Here is a 16,419-nt window from a genome sequence, read left to right on the forward strand (position 1 = left end):
ATCCGGGTATTTTTATGAAACATCGCTGAATGAGCGGAATTTTTCTTCGACAAGAGGCTGCTGTGAATCCACTGATACGGTTTCACGCTCCGGCCAGCGAAGCGCGGTTAGCCGACCGCCGAATATACAGCCAGTATCAATGTTAATCGTATTGCCGACTACACGCGGCGTACTGACGGGTGTATGGCCATACACTACATAAGCATCTCCAGCATATCTCTTTGCCCAATCACGCCGAACGGGAGAGCCATCGGCATTTTTTTCACCAGTAATATCACCATAGAGCACAAACGTCTTCACACGCGCATCAAACCGGCCGATATAGTCAGCACGGATGCCGGCATGAGCAATCACAAGCCGGCGGTCATCAAGCACCTGATAAAGCGGTGATTCTTCATACATGGATAGGAATCGTTTTCTGAGCAGGCGGTATTCATTGGCCGGCATGGAATCGAGCTCTGCCACGGTTGTTTCCAGGCCATGTGTTTCTTGTACATTATTGCCAAGAAAATACCGATACAGTTTATTGCAATGATTGCCTGGCACATAAAGGGCATTTTGCTCTTCGAACAGTCGGCAGACAACATCCATCACTCGGACTGAATCTGGACCCCGGTCCGTTAAATCACCGACAAAAGCAAGCCCCCGCCCATCTGGGTGAACAGGGATACCGTCGTCCCAATTGTACCCAAGGGTCAGTGTCAGCATATGAAACTCATCGAAACAGCCATGTATGTCTCCGATAATATCCAGCTTCATTCAATCGCTCCCTATTCATTTTTGTCTACTGCACTAGTATAATCCGTTTGAAGAAAATTTAAAAGCGGGGCAAAAGCTGCCATGATATCCGTTGATTTTTTTTACAATCATGTTAAGATTAACACTAGGTACTAATAACTTGTATAAATGGGGGAACGGATTTATGTCATTTTCACTTGAAGGAAAAACGTTCGTCGTAATGGGTGTAGCTAACAAACGGAGTATTGCATGGGGGATCGCACGCTCACTGGACGCGGCAGGAGCGCGTCTTGTTTTCACATATGCTGGCGAACGTTTAGAAAAAAATGTCCGTGATCTGGCAGCCACACTCCAAAATCAAAAAGATCCGTTCATTTTATCATGTGATGTAACAGATGACACTGCAATTGAAAGATGCTTCAGCGCGATCAAAGAAGAAACAGGTGTGATTCATGGCTTAGCGCACTGCATCGCATTTGCCAACAAAGGAGACTTGGATGGTGATTTTGTTGATACTTCCCGCGATGGCTTTATGCTTGCCCACAACATCAGTGCCTACTCGCTGACAGCGGTAGCCAAATATGCGAAGCCGCTTATGACAGAAGGCGGCAGCATTGTAACACTGACGTACCTCGGCGGTGAGCGCGTGATTACAAACTACAACGTTATGGGCGTCGCAAAAGCCTCCCTTGATGCAAGCGTGCGTTATCTGGCTGCTGATCTTGGCAAAGACGGCATTCGTGTGAACTCGATTTCTGCTGGGCCGATTCGTACACTGGCTGCAAAGGGTATCAGTGATTTTAATGAGGTGCTGACTCAAATTGAAGAACGTGCACCGCTTCGCCGCACAACAACACAGGAAGAAGTAGGCGATACTGCTGTTTTCCTATTTAGTAATATGTCCCGTGGCATTACTGGTGAAAACATTCATGTAGATTCCGGCTATCACATTACAGGAAACTAATTTAAAAACCGTCCATATTGGACGGTTTTTCTGCATATACTGGACAAAAAGCGGAGGTGTCTTCCTATGAAAAAAACACCTGGACCTTTGCTGTATATTGGGCAGCCCCATCTGGAGCCCATTCAGCCTGTTATGCAGAAAGTGGCCAAAGCAGAGTCAGAGGGAGAAATTTTAGAAGCGGTCGAACCAGTGATGGAGGAAATAGAGGAGTCGCGGACAAAGTCTTCAGCTGAAAAAAAGGAAGAAAGCGGGGGAGACGGCCGCTTGAAGCCATTTCGGGAAATGAGCACGGCCGAAAAAGTGATATATCTGGCTCAGCGGCGTATTCCTGTTCCATGTCGATTTGAGTGGAGTGGTCCTACCGTACGCGGTACCATCCAGTCATTTGATGAAACAAATGTATGGGTGCTGGATGAGGAAAGCCGTACACCTGTGCAGGTCCCCATTTCTGAAATTGTTTACATCCGTCTGGCTGGAACATAAAAAAAACCGCCTCTTTATTGGAGGCGGTGGATTTTAACGGCAAATGTCAAGGTCGACGTCTTTAATGCACTGAACAGCAATAAATTCATTTAAATCGACAGTGACGCAGCTGCGTGTTTTGTCAAAATGTTCGACTTTGCACACGTGTTTCAAGCTGATCCCTTCATCGCTGGCAAGATTAACCGGCTCATGATCATCATCAAGCGGCATAAGCACCCGCAGGCGCGCGCAGCAGCTGTCAAACACATCTTCTACGCGGAAATAGATTGATACACAGCCGGAGTCGCAATGATCAGCTTCATCCGGATTAAAGAAAGCGAAAAACGGCTTTCCTTTTTTTGTTGTCAGTGTGAATACACGTGTGTCTGCATTGCGGCGGCGTGGTCCATCCAGGTCGCCCAGTGGCTCAGCGAAGCAGTCTTTGCAATCGCGGCATTCTTCATCTTCCCGTGCATCTTGAATATCACGGATCGCGCGGACGACTTCACATACACAGCTTTCAACGTTGTCATCATCGCGATGCTTGTGGCATCCCATTGTGCATTCCTCCTTTAATATCGGTACATTATTACAGTATGAATTTCATTCAAAAAGGCATGGACAAATGCCGTGTTGAATGGAATTTTTTTTTTTTGTTTCGCGCATACTGATCGAAAATGGAGGTGCGGGGCATGAAAAAAACAGCATGTATTTTTTTGGTCTTCCTGCTCGCAGGATGCGGACCTGAGCACGACGGAACGGCTATGATTGAGCGGGCTGACCCTCATGCTGTCCAGTTGGATGGACATAATGACGAACTTGCAGCAGAGATTAAAAAAGAAGCGGATTCCTTTGATGAAATTTATGATACAGCGGTCGTAAAAGGAACAAAGCAGCTGCTGGTAGCTTATAAAGTGCGTCACCTAGAACGGTTCGGTATGAAGAAAATTGAAAAAAATTTAGATAAACATATTGAAAAAATGGCAAAGGACGAAAAAGTGGAAATTGTCGTATCAAGTGACTACAAAATTTTTCTTGAAGCGGTTCGCTTAAAAGAAGATATGGAAGCGGGTCACTTAACGGAAAAAGAAGCAGATAAACGGTTAGCGGAAATTATCACATTGAAAAAAGAAATGGCATAAAGAAAGGAAGAAAAAAATGATTGCAATGTTTTTTTGGGCATTTGTTGTCGGCGGTCTTATTTGTGTCATTGGTCAGCTTATGATGGATCTTGGCAAGCTGACACCAGGGCATACATTATCTATTCTTGTTTCAGTAGGGGCGCTGCTTGCCGGTTTTGATTTGTATGAGCCGCTCGTTAATTTTGCGGGTGCTGGTGCAACCATGCCTATTACAAGCTTTGGTAATTCTCTTGTAGCAGGGGCCATGCAGGAAGCTGAGAAGCATGGAGTGGTTGGCGTGCTGACCGGCATGTTTGAAGTAACAAGCTCAGGTATTTCTGCTGCAATCGTTTTTGGATTTATCGGTGCTCTTTTTTTTAAGCCGAAAGGGTGAACGAGGCCCATCCCTTTTTGTCTCTCTTTCATATGATAGGGAGAGAACAGCGAAAGGGGGAAAAATAAATGGCAATGTATGGATGCGGCGGCTATGGTGGCGGCTACGGTGGTTATGGCGGCTCAAGCACATTTGTATTAATTGTTGTTCTGTTCATTTTGCTCATCATCGTCGGTGCGAGCTTTTATTGATGCATTAGAAGGAGGAGCGGACAATGAACGATAAATTTTTTGGCAATATTGAAAAAAAGACCGGTGTGCGAATGAGTGATGTATTTGCACTTGTCGACTCTCTTCAATATGCTGATTTCAAAGACGAGCGAACGATTCGTGCAGTTGTAGCACAAACAGCCGCGCTTGCTGGAAAAAAAGTACCGAAGCAGGTCGAGGATGAGATCGTCCGCACCATTTTAAAAGACGGCAAAAAGCTTGATATGAATACGATCACGAAAATGATCAAATAAGACTAAATCGGGAGCAGCAGAAATGCTGCTCTTTTTCCTATTTATGCAGGTCATATGGTCCTTTTTCGATATAAAACGTTTACATAAGGAATAAATGAGGAAAAAGTGAATAAACATGGATATTAACGCACATTTTACAGAAAGGAGAGAAAAAGATGAGCTATATTCTTCCAATTCCGCAATTTCAATACAATGATTACAGAGAACGGGTTTTAAACGAAACAACTGCGGGGTATGCACCGATCGACCCGGCTTCAAAAGTAACATTTGAAAAAGTGATGCGGGATCGCTCAGAGCCAGAGACACAGTTAAGTATCGAAGAACAAAGAAAAAAACGGCAAAGCGAGCATGAGGCCTTCCGTGTACATATGGCGCAAATCAGTGGAAGAGGGGTCACAATCGACCATCTTGCTTAATAACAACTGTGAAGCGCAAAAAAGCGTATTCTCTTTGCTGAGAATACGCTTTTTTCTTATAAAGGTTTTGTCATGGTTTTATGCAAAATTCCTGCATCTAAAAATTCACCAGATACAACGGTATAGCCGCGTTTTTCATAAAAGGGAATCGCATGCAACTGCGCATCGAGCTTTAAAGTCGTCACGCCGTCTACCGTTTGGGCATGCTGCTCAATTGCTTCCATAATTAAATTACCTGCTCCCCGCCCTCTTGCTTCCTGGAGCACACAAATACGCTCTACTTTTCCAAATTCACCAACAGTGCGAAACCGGCCGGCGCCACATGGCTTTTGTTCTTCGTTATATAAGATAAAATGAACGGCTTCGTTTTCTAATTCATCAATTTCAAGTGCAGGTGGAACATTTTGTTCTCCAACGAAAACGGTTGTGCGTACCGAATACGCATCTTCCCGCTGATCGAGGTCTGTTGTTTTTACAACCTTCACGTTTTATGCATCCTTCCCGAGTAAAAATGTTTCATAAACCGTCCAGGAACCGTTATCAAGCTGATAAAGCAAATGAAACCGGTCTGCCGTTTCAGTTAAATCAATGGACTCCATTTGCAGCGATCCGTATACATCGGAATGCTCATCATTAGACAGATGCTGGGCAATGGTAATGTGTGGAACAAATCGATATGGCTCTTCACCTGGAAATTCCTTCGCATGCAGCATATCGTACAAAGAAGTAAGCGTATCGTTCGGATCTACTTTAAAATAAATAACGTTATTGACCGGTTCGAAAGATTTTACTTTGCTAACATGATACGAAAAAGGTTTATGAGCCGATGCAATACGGCGCAGCTGTTCAGCGATCCTGTCCATATCCTGCTCTTCCGCTTCAAACGGGCTTTTTAAAGTGATATGCGGTGCTATAAGCGCGTAATGTGGATCGTACCGTTTACGGTAACCGTTTACTTTATCCTGTAAAGATTTTGATGGAAAAATGACAACACCGTAGTTCATGTTCATTCACTCCTTTGAAATAACCTTTTCTCTATTAGTATACCAAACGTTTTCAAAAATACAGAATGGGAGACAGAGCTCACTCAAACATTTTTAAAAGTGCCCGCTTCATGTCTTTCTGCCAATATGTCCAGGTATGATTGCCAGCAAACTCTTCATAGAAATAATCGTTTGCTTTGCGAGACAGGAGTGAGGAAAAAGTACGGTTTGGCGTTAAAAAGTCCGCACGCTCACCATTGGTCATAAGCACATCTGTTTCTTCTGTACCAATCACATGATAAAGAGAAGGAAGAGTCGCTGCCGACTGGGTAAGAGAGAGCACTTTATTGTCTACAAACGGTGAGTGCATAAGAACACGTCCAAACAAATCCGGGTGTTTTAGCGCGGCCATAAAAGATACAGTTCCGGCGAGCGAATCGCCTGCAAGCGCCCGGCCGAAACGGTCTCCATGTCCAGGGAACTGGCCGTCGAGGTACGGCACAAGTTCGTTTGCCAAAAAGCGTATGTATGCAGCTTGCTGAGAACCGTCCGGGTGATACTTTTCACGGCGGTCATGCTTGTTACGATACGGGATACCAACGATAATAACAGGTTCAATCTCTTCTGCTTCAAGCAATTCATCCGCTATACGCGGCAGCCGCCCAAGCTGAAAGAAGTCCTTGCCGTCCTGGCAGATCAAAAACGTATACGAAAACATAGGGGAAAAGTTTGCCGGCACATATACCAAAAAAGGAACATCTTCTCCCAACTCGGCTGAATGAATAAGGTGATCCTGAATTGTTCCGCGCTTCATAGTAAAGCCTCCTGTAAAAATGTAGTCAGCTTATTGTATCATGACGAAAAGGGAATGAATGTTCTTTTTACAGCAGAGACGGCAGTGGATATGGTATGATGAATAAAACTGGAAATGAAGAAGGTGACATTGTGGGGAAAATTGGAACACTTCGGCGCGCACCTGAAATTGTAGCTGTATTTGCAAAGCATGGATTTGCTGGATACATTAAAGATCTTGGGCTGGCGGAAAAAATTCCATTTACGCGCTGGGCCGCCAAAGAGCAGAATGTAAAAGGCGAAGAGCTACGGCGGGCGCTTGAAGATCTCGGTCCAACATTTATGAAGCTTGGGCAGTTTTTATCCACACGAACCGACTTGCTGCCACTCTCCTGGACCGATCCGCTGGCAAAGCTGCAAAACAGTGCGCCGGCCATGCCGTTTGATGCTATTCGTAAAATTGTTGAATTAGAGGTGGGACAGCCGCTTGACGACTGGCTAATGTACATGGAAGAAATGCCGCTCGGTGCCGCATCTATCGGACAAGTACATCGTGCTGCCCTAAAGGATGGAACCGAAGTGGCCATTAAGGTACGCAGGCCGGGTATTGAGCCCGTTATTCGAAACGACATTTCGATTTTGCGACAGCTCGCAAGTCTCGCAGAGCGAAATTCTGAACTTGCACGTCAGATCAGCTTAAAAGCGATCATTGATGACTTTGCGGCTGCGCTTGGTCGGGAAATGAATTACCGGCTTGAAGCCACCGAGGCTGCAGGTATGCGTGAATCAATGAAAGATAAGCGTATTTATGTGCCGCGTATTTTTCCGGAATGGACGACTGAGCGAATGCTCGTAATGGAGTTTGTAAACGGCAAATCATTAAGGGGAGACATTATTAAAGAAATGCACGTGGAGCGGAGACGGGAGCTTGCCCGGTCACTGTCAGAAACGGTGCTGCGCCAGGTGTTTATTGATGGTGTATTTCATGCCGATCCGCACCCGGGCAATCTGCTGCTTCTTGAAGATGGACGACTCGGACTGATTGATTTTGGAAACACCGGGCGATTATCGGATGATATGAGACACCTGCTGTCAGACTGCTTGTTTGCCCTTGCCGACCGGGATGCAGCTGCACTATCCATGCTTGTACTCGAGCTTGGCGCCCGAAAACCAATTGAACGCCGCCAGCTTCAGCGTGACATCAGCAGATGGATGGCAGGCTATATGGACATCGAGCTGGCTGAGGTACAGATGGGTGCCATGCTGCAGGAGCTATTCGCTGTCGCAGGCCGGCATCATATTTCCATCCCAAAAGATTTTGTTCAGGTAGGACAGGCTTTCTTAAAAGTAGAACAAACAGTCATTGCTCTTGACCCGGGCTCAAGCTTGTCTGGAATGGTGCGCGAGATGGCGAAGGAGGTGCTGCTCGGACGTATTCATCCAAAGGAGATGATACGTGAGTCCCGTTCGTTTTTACGCTTATTTAAAATGGCTGCCAACAAGCTGCCGAGCATTTTAAACGAAACACTCAACGAATGGGAGGGAGGCCAGCCAAAGCTGAAGATGCACCTGACCGCTGACAACAATATGATGAGGCGTCTGGAGCGGATGGCGTCACTCATTGTTTTAAGTGTCATTATGCTCGCTTTTAGCATTATTATGGCTGGTATCTTTGTTTCGATGGGCAACCAGTCGCCGATTTCAGGAACAAACACATATATTATTGCGCTAGTTACGGCGTTTTTAATGACCATTCTTTTTATGACCGTGCTATATTTAATGTGGCGAAAAATAAAATAGAAGAAACGAAAGGAGAGCGAGACGTGAACCGACTTCATATTCTGGGTGCGGCCGGCTCTGGCACCACAACACTTGGACGAGCGCTGGCGCAGGAGCTGCCGCATGCCCACTTTGATACCGATATTTTTGGGCAGTAAAGTACACGCAGCAAACAGAAGTGCCTGTACGTATTAAGCATATTCGGCGTGATCTGGGTAAGCAGGACAAGTGGATTTTATCGGGTGCTGTTTGCGGCTGGGGCCAAGAGCTCAGCCCATTATTTGAAGTGGTCGTTTTTCTCTCTGTACCGGATTCCATTCGGATGGAGCGGCTGAAACAGCGGGAGATCCAGCGGTACGGGAATGATATCTTTCCAGGCGGCCCGCTGTTTGAGCAGCATCAAACGTTTATGAAATGGGCGTCCTTCTATGAAACAGGAGGAATGGAGGTTAGAAGCCGGGCACTGCATGAGCACTGGCTATCGGAACTTTCCTGTCCCGTTTTAAGGATAGAAGGCAGCCAAACAATAAAAGAAAGGGTGAAAGTGATACAAAATTGGCTGAATAGACAGTAATTTTCCTCCATTTTGCAGGAGCTAAACACAATACTATAAAAATTGTTGACAACAGCAGCCCGATTGAATAAAATATAAATTGTCAGTAAACGATTCCTTAGCTCAGCTGGGAGAGCGCTACCTTGACAGGGTAGAGGTCGCTGGTTCGAACCCAGTAGGAATCATCAATGTTCAAAGCCGTAAATTCTTGATACTCAAGGATTTACGGCTTTTTGCTTTTTAAGTTTTTTCTGTCAGTCTATTGTTTTTATCTTCCAGTGCTTATGCCGACATCTGTAATAGAAGCAAATCTCTTAAGCTTGATGTGCAAGAGATATGAGCTTGACCAGGCTGCCTCCCCGAGTTCATTGGCTTTCAAAGTAACCGCAGAAATGCTATAATATGAGTGTAAGAGATAAGCTTTTCTACAAAATACCATGCTTACGAGCATGAAGGAGATAGAGACTTGAAGAAAATTATCACGGCTATACTCGCAGCAGCAATTGCATTTTCACCAGTTGGAAATGCCGTGTTTCATGATCAATCTACAACAGTAGAAGCAAGAGGTAGCAAGGGCGGCTCCAAAAGTATGAACGGCGGTTTCAACAGTCCTTCCACTTCAACGTTCCAAAATAAAAAAGCAAATTCGACTTCAAGCAATAAATCGACTTTTTCCACACAGAAAAAGAACGGCTTTTTCTCAAGCCGATTGATGAAAGGACTTATGCTTGGAGGTCTTGCCGGATTACTGTTTGGCAGCTTGTTTAGCGGTATGGGCATGCTCGGTTCAATCCTGGGCCTTCTCGTCAACGTTTTGGCGATCGTGGTTGTAATCGCGATCAGTCGCAAAATTTTCTTTAGACGCAAAGAAAAGCGTTACTATTCATAAAAAAAAGACCCTTCTGTTAATAGGAAGGGTCTTTTTATGCTCAAAAGCAGCCGGGCTATTTATAATAGTGCTTCGGCTAAACGGGCATAGGACTCTACTTTGTTTTCAAAGCTGTGTACATTGGCAATGACCATAAATTCCTCGGTTTGATAAGCTTCGCTCAGAGCGAAAAGCTTGTCCTTTACTTCTTGCGGGGTGCCCACAATCATTCGTTTTCGGTTGTCTCTGACTCTTTCTTTATCCACCTGTGTGACAATTCTCCGTTTGGCTTCCTCAATTGTCGGAATGCGTGTATCGCCACCTTTTTCAACTGCCAGCAGCCATGCATCCTGACTAAGGGCTATTTCTTCTGCTTTTTCCTTAGAAGATGCGCATACAACAAAGATGCACACATTTACTTTTGGCCGAGCCAGCAGAGAGGACGGCTGAAAATCACGCCGGTATTGTTCCAGTGCTCTTTGGCCATTATATGGATTGATAAAATGACCGTACGTAAAAGCCGCCCCGTTTTCGGCTGCAACTCTGGCACCACGGTGAGTAATGCCGAGCATCCACATTTCTGGCAGGCTCTTCGTTGTCGGGTATGCTTGTACGGTTTGGTCTTTATCTGTCAAATAACGCTGCAGGTCTCTCACCTGTCTCGGGAATTCATTTAGACTTTTTCGCACCCCGTCGGTCAAGGCCAGACGGGTATGGGCAGAACCGCCAGGGGAGCGGCCAATACCTAAATCAATCCGATCTGGAAACAATGCTTCTAACACTTTGAAATTCTCTGCAATTTTGTAGGGGCTGTACTGCGGGAGAAGCACGCCTCCTGATCCAACCCGTATAGAGGTTGTTTGTGAAGCAAGATGGGAAATGAGAATTTCCGGAGATGAACCGGCCATTCCGTTTGTATTGTGATGCTCTGCTGTCCAAAATCGGTTATACCCCATTTTTTCCGCCGCCTGTGCCAGTTTTACCGTTTTTCTCAGAGCATCAGCTCCTGTTTCGCCAGCTGCAATAACAGATTGGTCAAGTACACTTAGCTTCATTTCATTCACCACCTAGAGCAGCTTACTTTTTGATGAAAACAAACAGCAGCCTGTAAACAGGGACAGAGAGGACTGCCGGGATGCTATTTATAATCGTGTCTTTATTTTCCATCGGTCACTTCTTTTAAAATCTCATACGATCGTTTTTGTTTGTCCTGGTCATATATATAGGAAACAGCCATAATCTCATCTGCATTGTACATTTTCTGGAAGCCTGTCAGCTGCTCACGAATAGTCTGCTTGCTTCCCATTAAAGTCACACTGGACATAGAAGAAGCCATTTGTTTTTCCGGCTCACTCCATAAATCATCCATGTTTTCAACAGGAGGACTAAGCGGTGTACGGGAGCCGCGTACAACATTTAAGAAAAATTGCTGCATCGTTGTAGATTCAAATTGAGCCTCTTCGTCACTTTCCGCTGCAATCACGTTTAAGCAGACTGTCATATACGGAGCATCCAAATAATCGGATGGCTTAAACCGATTACGATAAATGGAAATTGCTTCCGCAAGATAACGCGGTGCAAAGTGAGCGGCAAATACGTAAGGAAGTCCGAGCTCTGCGGCTAAATAAGCAGAATCTGTTGAAGAGCCGAGAATATAAATCGGGATGTTTGTTCCGACACCCGGGTACGCTTTAACATCGCTCTGCAGTACTTCCGGGCCGAAGTATGTCAGCAGGCTGTTCACATCGTCTGGAAACGTATAAACCGAATCGTGCTGGGAACGTCTCAAAGCACTCGCTGTTTTCATATCAGTACCTGGGGCACGTCCAAGTCCTAAATCAAGGCGGTCCGGATAAATTGTAGCCATTGTACCGAATTGTTCAGCAACGACCAGGGGCGAATGATTCGGCAGCATAATGCCGCCGGAGCCAACACGGATTTGATTGGTGTGCTCAAGTGTATGTTTAATTAAAATAGGTGTAGCCGAACTGACAAGTGTAGGTGAATTGTGATGCTCTGCAATCCAGTAGCGGCTGTAGCCCATTTTTTCTACTGACTGTGCTAAATCGATCATGGAGTCGATCGCTTCTTTTGGCTGTTGTCCTTTACGGATTGGAGCTAAATTTAAAACCGAAACGGGTATTTGTATCGTTGACATTCTACTTTATCCTTTCTCGATGAAGTTTCTCATCTATCGTAACAGTCCAACCAGCCAAAACAAACTGAAATGCTTAGAGACCCTAAACACCTGCTTTCTAATGGAGGAAAAACAAAAGAAGGAATAAAATGCTGACACTACTCATAATAAGATGAACCGTCCCAGCGATATCGGTCAAGCAGATCCTGGTTGATTTCAATTCCAATTCCTATGCCGTCCGGAAGGGATACATGGCCGCCAAAAGGCTTTAGCGGCACAAGCTCTGAGAATGGGTTTTGCATAACGTCCCACTCAACAGGTTCAATATTTTCTTTATCCATTTTCGTCCAGGGCGATAAGCTTGCCTGGGCAAATAGCGTATACAGCCGTGAAAGAGCCCCATCGTAACTATGAGGAGACACTTTAACGCCGAAATGGCGGGCAAGCTGCATAGCATCGCGAAAATCCTCGATACCCGTTCCGTGCAAAATATCCGGCTGAATAATATCAAGCGAGTTTGTGCTAAGCAGCGGTAAAAACTGCTCGGCGCTTTTTATATTTTCTCCTCCCGCGATAGGAACAGAGAGACTGGCACGAAGCAGCTTATACTCGGGCAGATTGTTCAGTGGCATCGGTTCTTCCAGCCATAAAAGATTTGTCCATTTTGATAGATATTTTTCCCATTTGCGAGCTGCTGCTGTATCGTAGCTCTGATTAGCATCCAGAATAAGCGGCATCCGTTCTCCGGTCATGCTTTGCAATGATTGAATATGAGAAAGATCTTCTTGAAATGCTCTGCCGCCAATTTTTACTTTTGCCATAGTAAATCCTGATGCAAGAGTTTGCTCTACAAGTCCCAGGGAATGATCGATCCAATCGCTTCGATCGGAATAAGATTGAAAGGAGGCATAAACCGGTACAAGATCTCGCCATTTTCCTCCCCACAGGTCACACACAGAGAGCCGAGCCGATTTCGCTGCAATTTCCGTTAGCGCCATACTGACTGCAGCGGCAGACCGTCGATGCCACTTTTGGATGACAGCGATCAATGGCAGGCGGTCGGATGCCGATTTTCCGATTAAGTAAGGAATAATTCTTTCCTTAAATCCGACTTCAAGTGCAGGCAGCCAGTCGATGCATTCTCCCCAGCCGTCAATACCGGATTCTGTTGTAATGCGGATCAAGTAGCAGGATCTATATTTCTTAAAGCCATTGGCATCCCCGTAAGGTGCAGAAAGGCGATGAAGCAGAGGAAACGTTTCGATCTTTTTAATTTTCATTTTAGGTCCACCTTAAAAGAATATATGATCGCATTTGCATAACAGCTTTATTCTGTACGTTTCTTTTCAATTTATTCTTATAAGCGAAGTACTCAAGAGAGTTGTCCAAAAGAAGCTCTGCTTCAAACTGAAAGGGGCCTTTCAACAAGTTTTTGCTTTACTGAAGAGGGAATATGCATAAAGAATATATTTTTTGTTTTTATGGATAAAAAAGAGGTTTAAAAAAATAAGTAAGGTGATAAAGCGAATGACCGATTTGTTACAACATTTTTCTGAGCTTCAGCTGACATGGTTTATTGGTTTGTTTCTGGGGATCATCCTGATCAATATGGCGTTAAAGGGCTTTTTCAATGTAAAGTTAGTCGAAAAGACAGGGATGAAGAAAGGATTTTTTACTTCTCTTTCCTCTCTTTTCAATTGGGTGACGTTTTACTGTTTGATTCTTCTGTTTTTACTTTATTTTTCAAAAAGCAGCTGGCTGCTTTATCCCCTGTACTCCAATGGTGGGGTGGATGTCTCTCTTTTTTTAATCATCGTGGCGATTATGATTGTGTCTTTGGCCGACAGGCTGTTAAAGCTTATGATGAGATATGTGTTAACACCTGTATACGAGTATTACCGGATAGACAGGGGACTTGGCTATACCTTCAATCAAATCATTTATTACACGTTGATGATCGTAGCCATTGCGATAAGTTTTACAAGTGTCGGCATTGATTTAAGCGCTCTTGGGACTTTTTTTAGTGTGCTCGGAATCGGGATTGGCTTTGGCATGCGGAATGTAGCTGGCAACTTTGTTTCCGGAATTATCATTTTGTTTGAGCGGCCGGTTGAAGTGGGGGAAGTGATTCAAATCGATCAAAAAATTGGTCGGGTAGAAAAAATCAGGCTTCGCTCAACCGTTGTCCGTACAGCTAAAGAAGGCGTTTTAATTGTGCCCAATCAATACTTTATTGAGCAAATTATTAAAAATCGGACCGGAGCGGAAATGATGGCACAGGTGGCTGTCAGTGTTGAGTATGGAACCGACACAACACAAGTCGAGGACATTCTAAGGGAAGCAGCAAAAAAGGTCACGGAAAGCACGGATGGAATTTTATCGGCGCCTGCTCCCGATATTCGGTTTGTAGATTTACGAAACCGATCAATGGACTTTTTGATAGAGATTCCAGTTACAAGCTTTGAAATAAAAGAGCAGGTAGAAAGCCGTCTGCGCCACTCGATTGTGCAGCTTTTTATTGAAAATAAAATCGCTCTTGCTTCTCCTGTGATAGAGCCATAAGCTTTTTAGCGGGGGGCGGAAACGATGCGTTTAGTCGATTAATTTCCGGGCTGCCGGGTAATAAGAAAGTGACGAAGTAAAGAAAGGGGATACCAATCATGGCATTAAAGATTGTGGGCGGTGTTTTTCATGAACATGAGGCGGTCATTAAAGTGATAGAAGAGTTGAAGCTAAAAGGATACAGTATTGATGACATTTCTGTTTTTGCGAAAAGCAGCAAGGATGTCCGCGATATCGAACATGAAACCAATGCGGAGATTACAACAGACAGCAGTGAACGCCTGGAGCATGCTGAAAGAGGGGCTGGTATCGGTGCCCTGTCCGGCGGCCTTCTTGGCGGTTCGCTCGGTGCGATTCTTGGAGCGGGTTTGATTGCGATTCCAGGCATCGGTCCAATTGTAGCAGCTGGCCCGATTGTGGCAGGCCTGACTGGCGCAGGTGTCGGACTGGGAAGCGGCGGTATTATTGGAGCGCTGGCGGGAGCTGGTATTTCGGAAGAAAAAGCAAAAGAGTATGAGCGCTATTTAAAAGAGGGAAATATTGTGGTGCTCGTAGATGCCAAAGAAAACCATGAAGCAGAAATCAACCAAATCTTTGAAACACATCATACAACGACAAGAGCAGTATACCGGAACCGTAAAGAAGTGTAATAGAAGAATAATCAATAACGAAAAAAGCTGTCTGCCCGTATGGCAGGGCAGCTTTTTTCGTTTTGTTCAGCCTGAAAACGCCCAAAAAAGAATGACGGGAAGTGGCAGCATACAAAAGAAAATAGAGCGCCAGTTAGCCAGATTATTTACAGATGAGAAGCATACACAAATCCTGAAAGATCGAGAGGCAAAAATGTAATTCGGATATAGGGTGCCCGGAAGAGCTGTGTTACTATGAAAGAGAGTAAATTTTGTGGTCTAGAGGGTGAATAAAATGGTCACGATTAAGGATATCGCAAAACTCGCAAATGTCTCCCATACTACCGTGTCAAGAGCGCTGAACAACAGCGTATTAATCAAAGAGGATACGCGTAAAAAGATACTGGATTTAGCTGCTCAGCTGAACTATATACCCAATTACAGTGCCAAAAGCCTTGTGCTAAAAAAGTCTTACACAATCGGTCTTTTTTTTACAAGCATTTCGAATGGAACATCACCGAGCTTTTTTGTCGATACAGTAAAAGGTGTAAACAGTGTAATCAGTGAAGAATTTAACTTGTTTGTACGAGGGATTGATGATTACAAAGATTATGCATCAATTACTAAACTTCGCTTTGATGGTATTATTTTAATGAGTCAGAGTGAGGTGGACAGCACGTTTATATATCATGTTCTACAGCAAAACATTCCGCTTGTTGTTTTAAACAGGCAGGTAGAGGAACAAAAGCTTATTAATATTTTATCGAATGACCGGGAGGGATCCTATCAGGCGGTAGAATATTTAATAAAAAATGGTCATAGAAAAATTGCGCTGATCAAAGGGATAAAAGGATTTAAATCTTCTGTAGAGCGAGAAGAAGGCTATATGGAAGCGTTAATTGATTATCAAATCCCACTCGAACGCTCTTATATTGAATGCGGCAGCTATGATATGCCCAGTGGTTATGAAGCAATGGAAAGGCTGTTAACATGTCCGAATCCTCCTACTGCCGTGTTTTGTTCAAATGATGATATGGCGATTGGGGCAATGAATGCCATTTTCGCCTCCAACTTAAAGGTGCCGGATCATATTTCAGTTGTGGGTTTTGATGATATTGGGTTTTCTCAATATACAACACCGCATTTAACAACCGTGAAGCGGCCCATTGAACAAATTAGTGTACAAGGAGCAAAGAAGCTGCTGGCACTTATTGAGAGCTCAGCCAAAACAGGAGAACAAATTTTTGTAAATACAGAGTTAATGATTCGAGATTCCGTCAGTGAACAAAACGGCTAGAAATCCACAGAGATTCTTTAAAGAAAAAATGCCTTTGAAAAAAGGCAGCATCCTATTTGTTTTTATAAAAAGGACCTGGTGGGATTTGAACCCACAAGATACACAATAGTTCATTTTGGAAGGAGCTATTGGCTGCTCTGACCGTTGAGCTACAAGTCCGTACGTTTAGTATGGACAAAAAAGCGAAAAAATAATACAGAACTACGCCAATATATCTGCACATAAAAAAAGAAAGAATGGCGGACAACACAAAAAGGACTG

General features: G+C 44.4%; 20 protein-coding genes, 2 tRNA genes and 1 pseudogene. 14 read left to right on the forward strand and 9 right to left on the reverse strand.

What is annotated here, in order from left to right; all coding sequences use genetic code 11:
* Positions 1 to 12: 12 nt before the first annotated feature.
* A complete protein-coding gene (prpE, locus tag VP97_RS12410; protein WP_050182190.1) occupies positions 13 to 759 on the reverse strand; it encodes a bis(5'-nucleosyl)-tetraphosphatase PrpE in 747 nt (248 codons plus the stop codon).
* Positions 760 to 922: 163 nt separating this feature from the next.
* On the opposite strand from prpE, the gene fabI reads away from it, so the two are divergent.
* Together fabI and VP97_RS12420 are read left to right on the forward strand one after the other, a co-directional pair.
* Positions 923 to 1,702, forward strand: coding sequence for an enoyl-ACP reductase FabI (fabI, locus tag VP97_RS12415; protein ID WP_050182191.1), 780 nt, complete (start codon positions 923 to 925; stop codon positions 1,700 to 1,702).
* A 66-nt stretch (positions 1,703 to 1,768) separates the two neighbouring features.
* Positions 1,769 to 2,185 (forward strand): CotO family spore coat protein, encoded by a 417-nt coding sequence (locus tag VP97_RS12420; RefSeq protein ID WP_050182192.1) that lies wholly within the window; start codon positions 1,769 to 1,771, stop codon positions 2,183 to 2,185.
* A 33-nt stretch (positions 2,186 to 2,218) separates the two neighbouring features.
* Here the strand turns inward: VP97_RS12420 and VP97_RS12425 are convergent, their stop codons facing one another.
* Positions 2,219 to 2,722, reverse strand: coding sequence for a CotY/CotZ family spore coat protein (locus VP97_RS12425; RefSeq protein WP_050182193.1), 504 nt, complete (start codon positions 2,720 to 2,722; stop codon positions 2,219 to 2,221).
* A gap of 134 nt (positions 2,723 to 2,856) precedes the next feature.
* Between VP97_RS12425 and VP97_RS12430 the strand changes: the two genes are divergently transcribed.
* The 5 genes from VP97_RS12430 to VP97_RS12445 all read left to right on the forward strand — a co-directional run bounded on the left by VP97_RS12430 (position 2,857) and on the right by VP97_RS12445 (position 4,558).
* On the forward strand, positions 2,857 to 3,306 hold the full coding sequence (locus VP97_RS12430; protein WP_050182194.1) for a YhcN/YlaJ family sporulation lipoprotein: 450 nt from the start codon (positions 2,857 to 2,859) through the stop codon (positions 3,304 to 3,306).
* 16 nt (positions 3,307 to 3,322) lie between these two features.
* Positions 3,323 to 3,679 carry a stage V sporulation protein AE gene (spoVAE, locus tag VP97_RS12435; protein ID WP_050182195.1) on the forward strand — a complete coding sequence of 119 codons (357 nt, stop codon included), beginning with the start codon at positions 3,323 to 3,325 and terminating at the stop codon, positions 3,677 to 3,679.
* Positions 3,680 to 3,747: 68 nt separating this feature from the next.
* Positions 3,748 to 3,870 carry a YjcZ family sporulation protein gene (locus tag VP97_RS23295; protein WP_082220342.1) on the forward strand — a complete coding sequence of 41 codons (123 nt, stop codon included), beginning with the start codon at positions 3,748 to 3,750 and terminating at the stop codon, positions 3,868 to 3,870.
* A gap of 23 nt (positions 3,871 to 3,893) precedes the next feature.
* Positions 3,894 to 4,142, forward strand: coding sequence for a stage VI sporulation protein F (locus tag VP97_RS12440; RefSeq protein WP_050182196.1), 249 nt, complete (start codon positions 3,894 to 3,896; stop codon positions 4,140 to 4,142).
* 155 nt (positions 4,143 to 4,297) lie between these two features.
* The gene (locus VP97_RS12445; RefSeq protein WP_050182197.1) at positions 4,298 to 4,558 is read left to right on the forward strand and encodes a hypothetical protein; all 261 of its coding nucleotides are present in this window, start codon (positions 4,298 to 4,300) and stop codon (positions 4,556 to 4,558) included.
* 56 nt (positions 4,559 to 4,614) lie between these two features.
* Here VP97_RS12445 and VP97_RS12450 read toward each other — a convergent pair whose 3' ends face one another.
* The 3 genes from VP97_RS12450 to VP97_RS12460 all read right to left on the reverse strand — a co-directional run bounded on the left by VP97_RS12450 (position 4,615) and on the right by VP97_RS12460 (position 6,355).
* A complete protein-coding gene (locus tag VP97_RS12450; RefSeq protein WP_050182198.1) occupies positions 4,615 to 5,043 on the reverse strand; it encodes a GNAT family N-acetyltransferase in 429 nt (142 codons plus the stop codon).
* 3 nt (positions 5,044 to 5,046) lie between these two features.
* On the reverse strand, positions 5,047 to 5,562 hold the full coding sequence (locus VP97_RS12455; protein WP_050182199.1) for a YjcG family protein: 516 nt from the start codon (positions 5,560 to 5,562) through the stop codon (positions 5,047 to 5,049).
* A gap of 79 nt (positions 5,563 to 5,641) precedes the next feature.
* On the reverse strand, positions 5,642 to 6,355 hold the full coding sequence (locus tag VP97_RS12460; RefSeq protein WP_050182200.1) for an alpha/beta hydrolase: 714 nt from the start codon (positions 6,353 to 6,355) through the stop codon (positions 5,642 to 5,644).
* Positions 6,356 to 6,450: 95 nt separating this feature from the next.
* Here VP97_RS12460 and VP97_RS12465 point away from each other — a divergent pair, with 95 nt between their 5' ends.
* The 4 genes and pseudogenes from VP97_RS12465 to VP97_RS12480 all read left to right on the forward strand — a co-directional run bounded on the left by VP97_RS12465 (position 6,451) and on the right by VP97_RS12480 (position 9,554).
* Entirely contained in the window at positions 6,451 to 8,133 is a 1,683-nt protein-coding gene (locus tag VP97_RS12465) for an ABC1 kinase family protein (RefSeq protein WP_082220343.1), read from the forward strand.
* Between the two features lie 23 nt (positions 8,134 to 8,156).
* Positions 8,157 to 8,686: pseudogene (locus tag VP97_RS12470) on the forward strand (P-loop NTPase family protein).
* A 91-nt stretch (positions 8,687 to 8,777) separates the two neighbouring features.
* Positions 8,778 to 8,850: transfer RNA gene (locus VP97_RS12475), tRNA-Val, on the forward strand.
* Between the two features lie 281 nt (positions 8,851 to 9,131).
* Complete coding sequence (locus VP97_RS12480) at positions 9,132 to 9,554, forward strand: hypothetical protein (RefSeq protein ID WP_050182202.1); 423 nt, start codon at positions 9,132 to 9,134, stop codon at positions 9,552 to 9,554.
* 59 nt (positions 9,555 to 9,613) lie between these two features.
* Here the strand turns inward: VP97_RS12480 and VP97_RS12485 are convergent, their stop codons facing one another.
* The 3 genes from VP97_RS12485 to VP97_RS12495 all read right to left on the reverse strand — a co-directional run bounded on the left by VP97_RS12485 (position 9,614) and on the right by VP97_RS12495 (position 12,950).
* On the reverse strand, positions 9,614 to 10,588 hold the full coding sequence (locus VP97_RS12485; protein WP_050182203.1) for an LLM class flavin-dependent oxidoreductase: 975 nt from the start codon (positions 10,586 to 10,588) through the stop codon (positions 9,614 to 9,616).
* A gap of 101 nt (positions 10,589 to 10,689) precedes the next feature.
* Positions 10,690 to 11,691 (reverse strand): LLM class flavin-dependent oxidoreductase, encoded by a 1,002-nt coding sequence (locus VP97_RS12490; protein ID WP_050182204.1) that lies wholly within the window; start codon positions 11,689 to 11,691, stop codon positions 10,690 to 10,692.
* Positions 11,692 to 11,828: 137 nt separating this feature from the next.
* Positions 11,829 to 12,950 carry a mandelate racemase/muconate lactonizing enzyme family protein gene (locus VP97_RS12495; protein ID WP_050182205.1) on the reverse strand — a complete coding sequence of 374 codons (1,122 nt, stop codon included), beginning with the start codon at positions 12,948 to 12,950 and terminating at the stop codon, positions 11,829 to 11,831.
* 247 nt (positions 12,951 to 13,197) lie between these two features.
* Here VP97_RS12495 and VP97_RS12500 point away from each other — a divergent pair, with 247 nt between their 5' ends.
* The 3 genes from VP97_RS12500 (at position 13,198) to VP97_RS12510 (ending at position 16,158) form a co-directional block, all read left to right on the forward strand.
* Positions 13,198 to 14,232 carry a mechanosensitive ion channel family protein gene (locus VP97_RS12500; protein WP_050182206.1) on the forward strand — a complete coding sequence of 345 codons (1,035 nt, stop codon included), beginning with the start codon at positions 13,198 to 13,200 and terminating at the stop codon, positions 14,230 to 14,232.
* Between the two features lie 98 nt (positions 14,233 to 14,330).
* Positions 14,331 to 14,882 (forward strand): general stress protein, encoded by a 552-nt coding sequence (locus tag VP97_RS12505; protein ID WP_050182207.1) that lies wholly within the window; start codon positions 14,331 to 14,333, stop codon positions 14,880 to 14,882.
* Between the two features lie 274 nt (positions 14,883 to 15,156).
* Complete coding sequence (locus VP97_RS12510) at positions 15,157 to 16,158, forward strand: LacI family DNA-binding transcriptional regulator (protein ID WP_050182208.1); 1,002 nt, start codon at positions 15,157 to 15,159, stop codon at positions 16,156 to 16,158.
* Between the two features lie 70 nt (positions 16,159 to 16,228).
* Here the strand turns inward: VP97_RS12510 and VP97_RS12515 are convergent.
* Positions 16,229 to 16,317, reverse strand: a tRNA-OTHER gene (locus tag VP97_RS12515).
* Positions 16,318 to 16,419: the final 102 nt, after the last annotated feature.

The sequence above is a fragment of the Domibacillus robiginosus genome (assembly GCF_000966195.1).
GTDB classification, from domain to species: domain Bacteria; phylum Bacillota; class Bacilli; order Bacillales; family Domibacillaceae; genus Domibacillus; species Domibacillus robiginosus.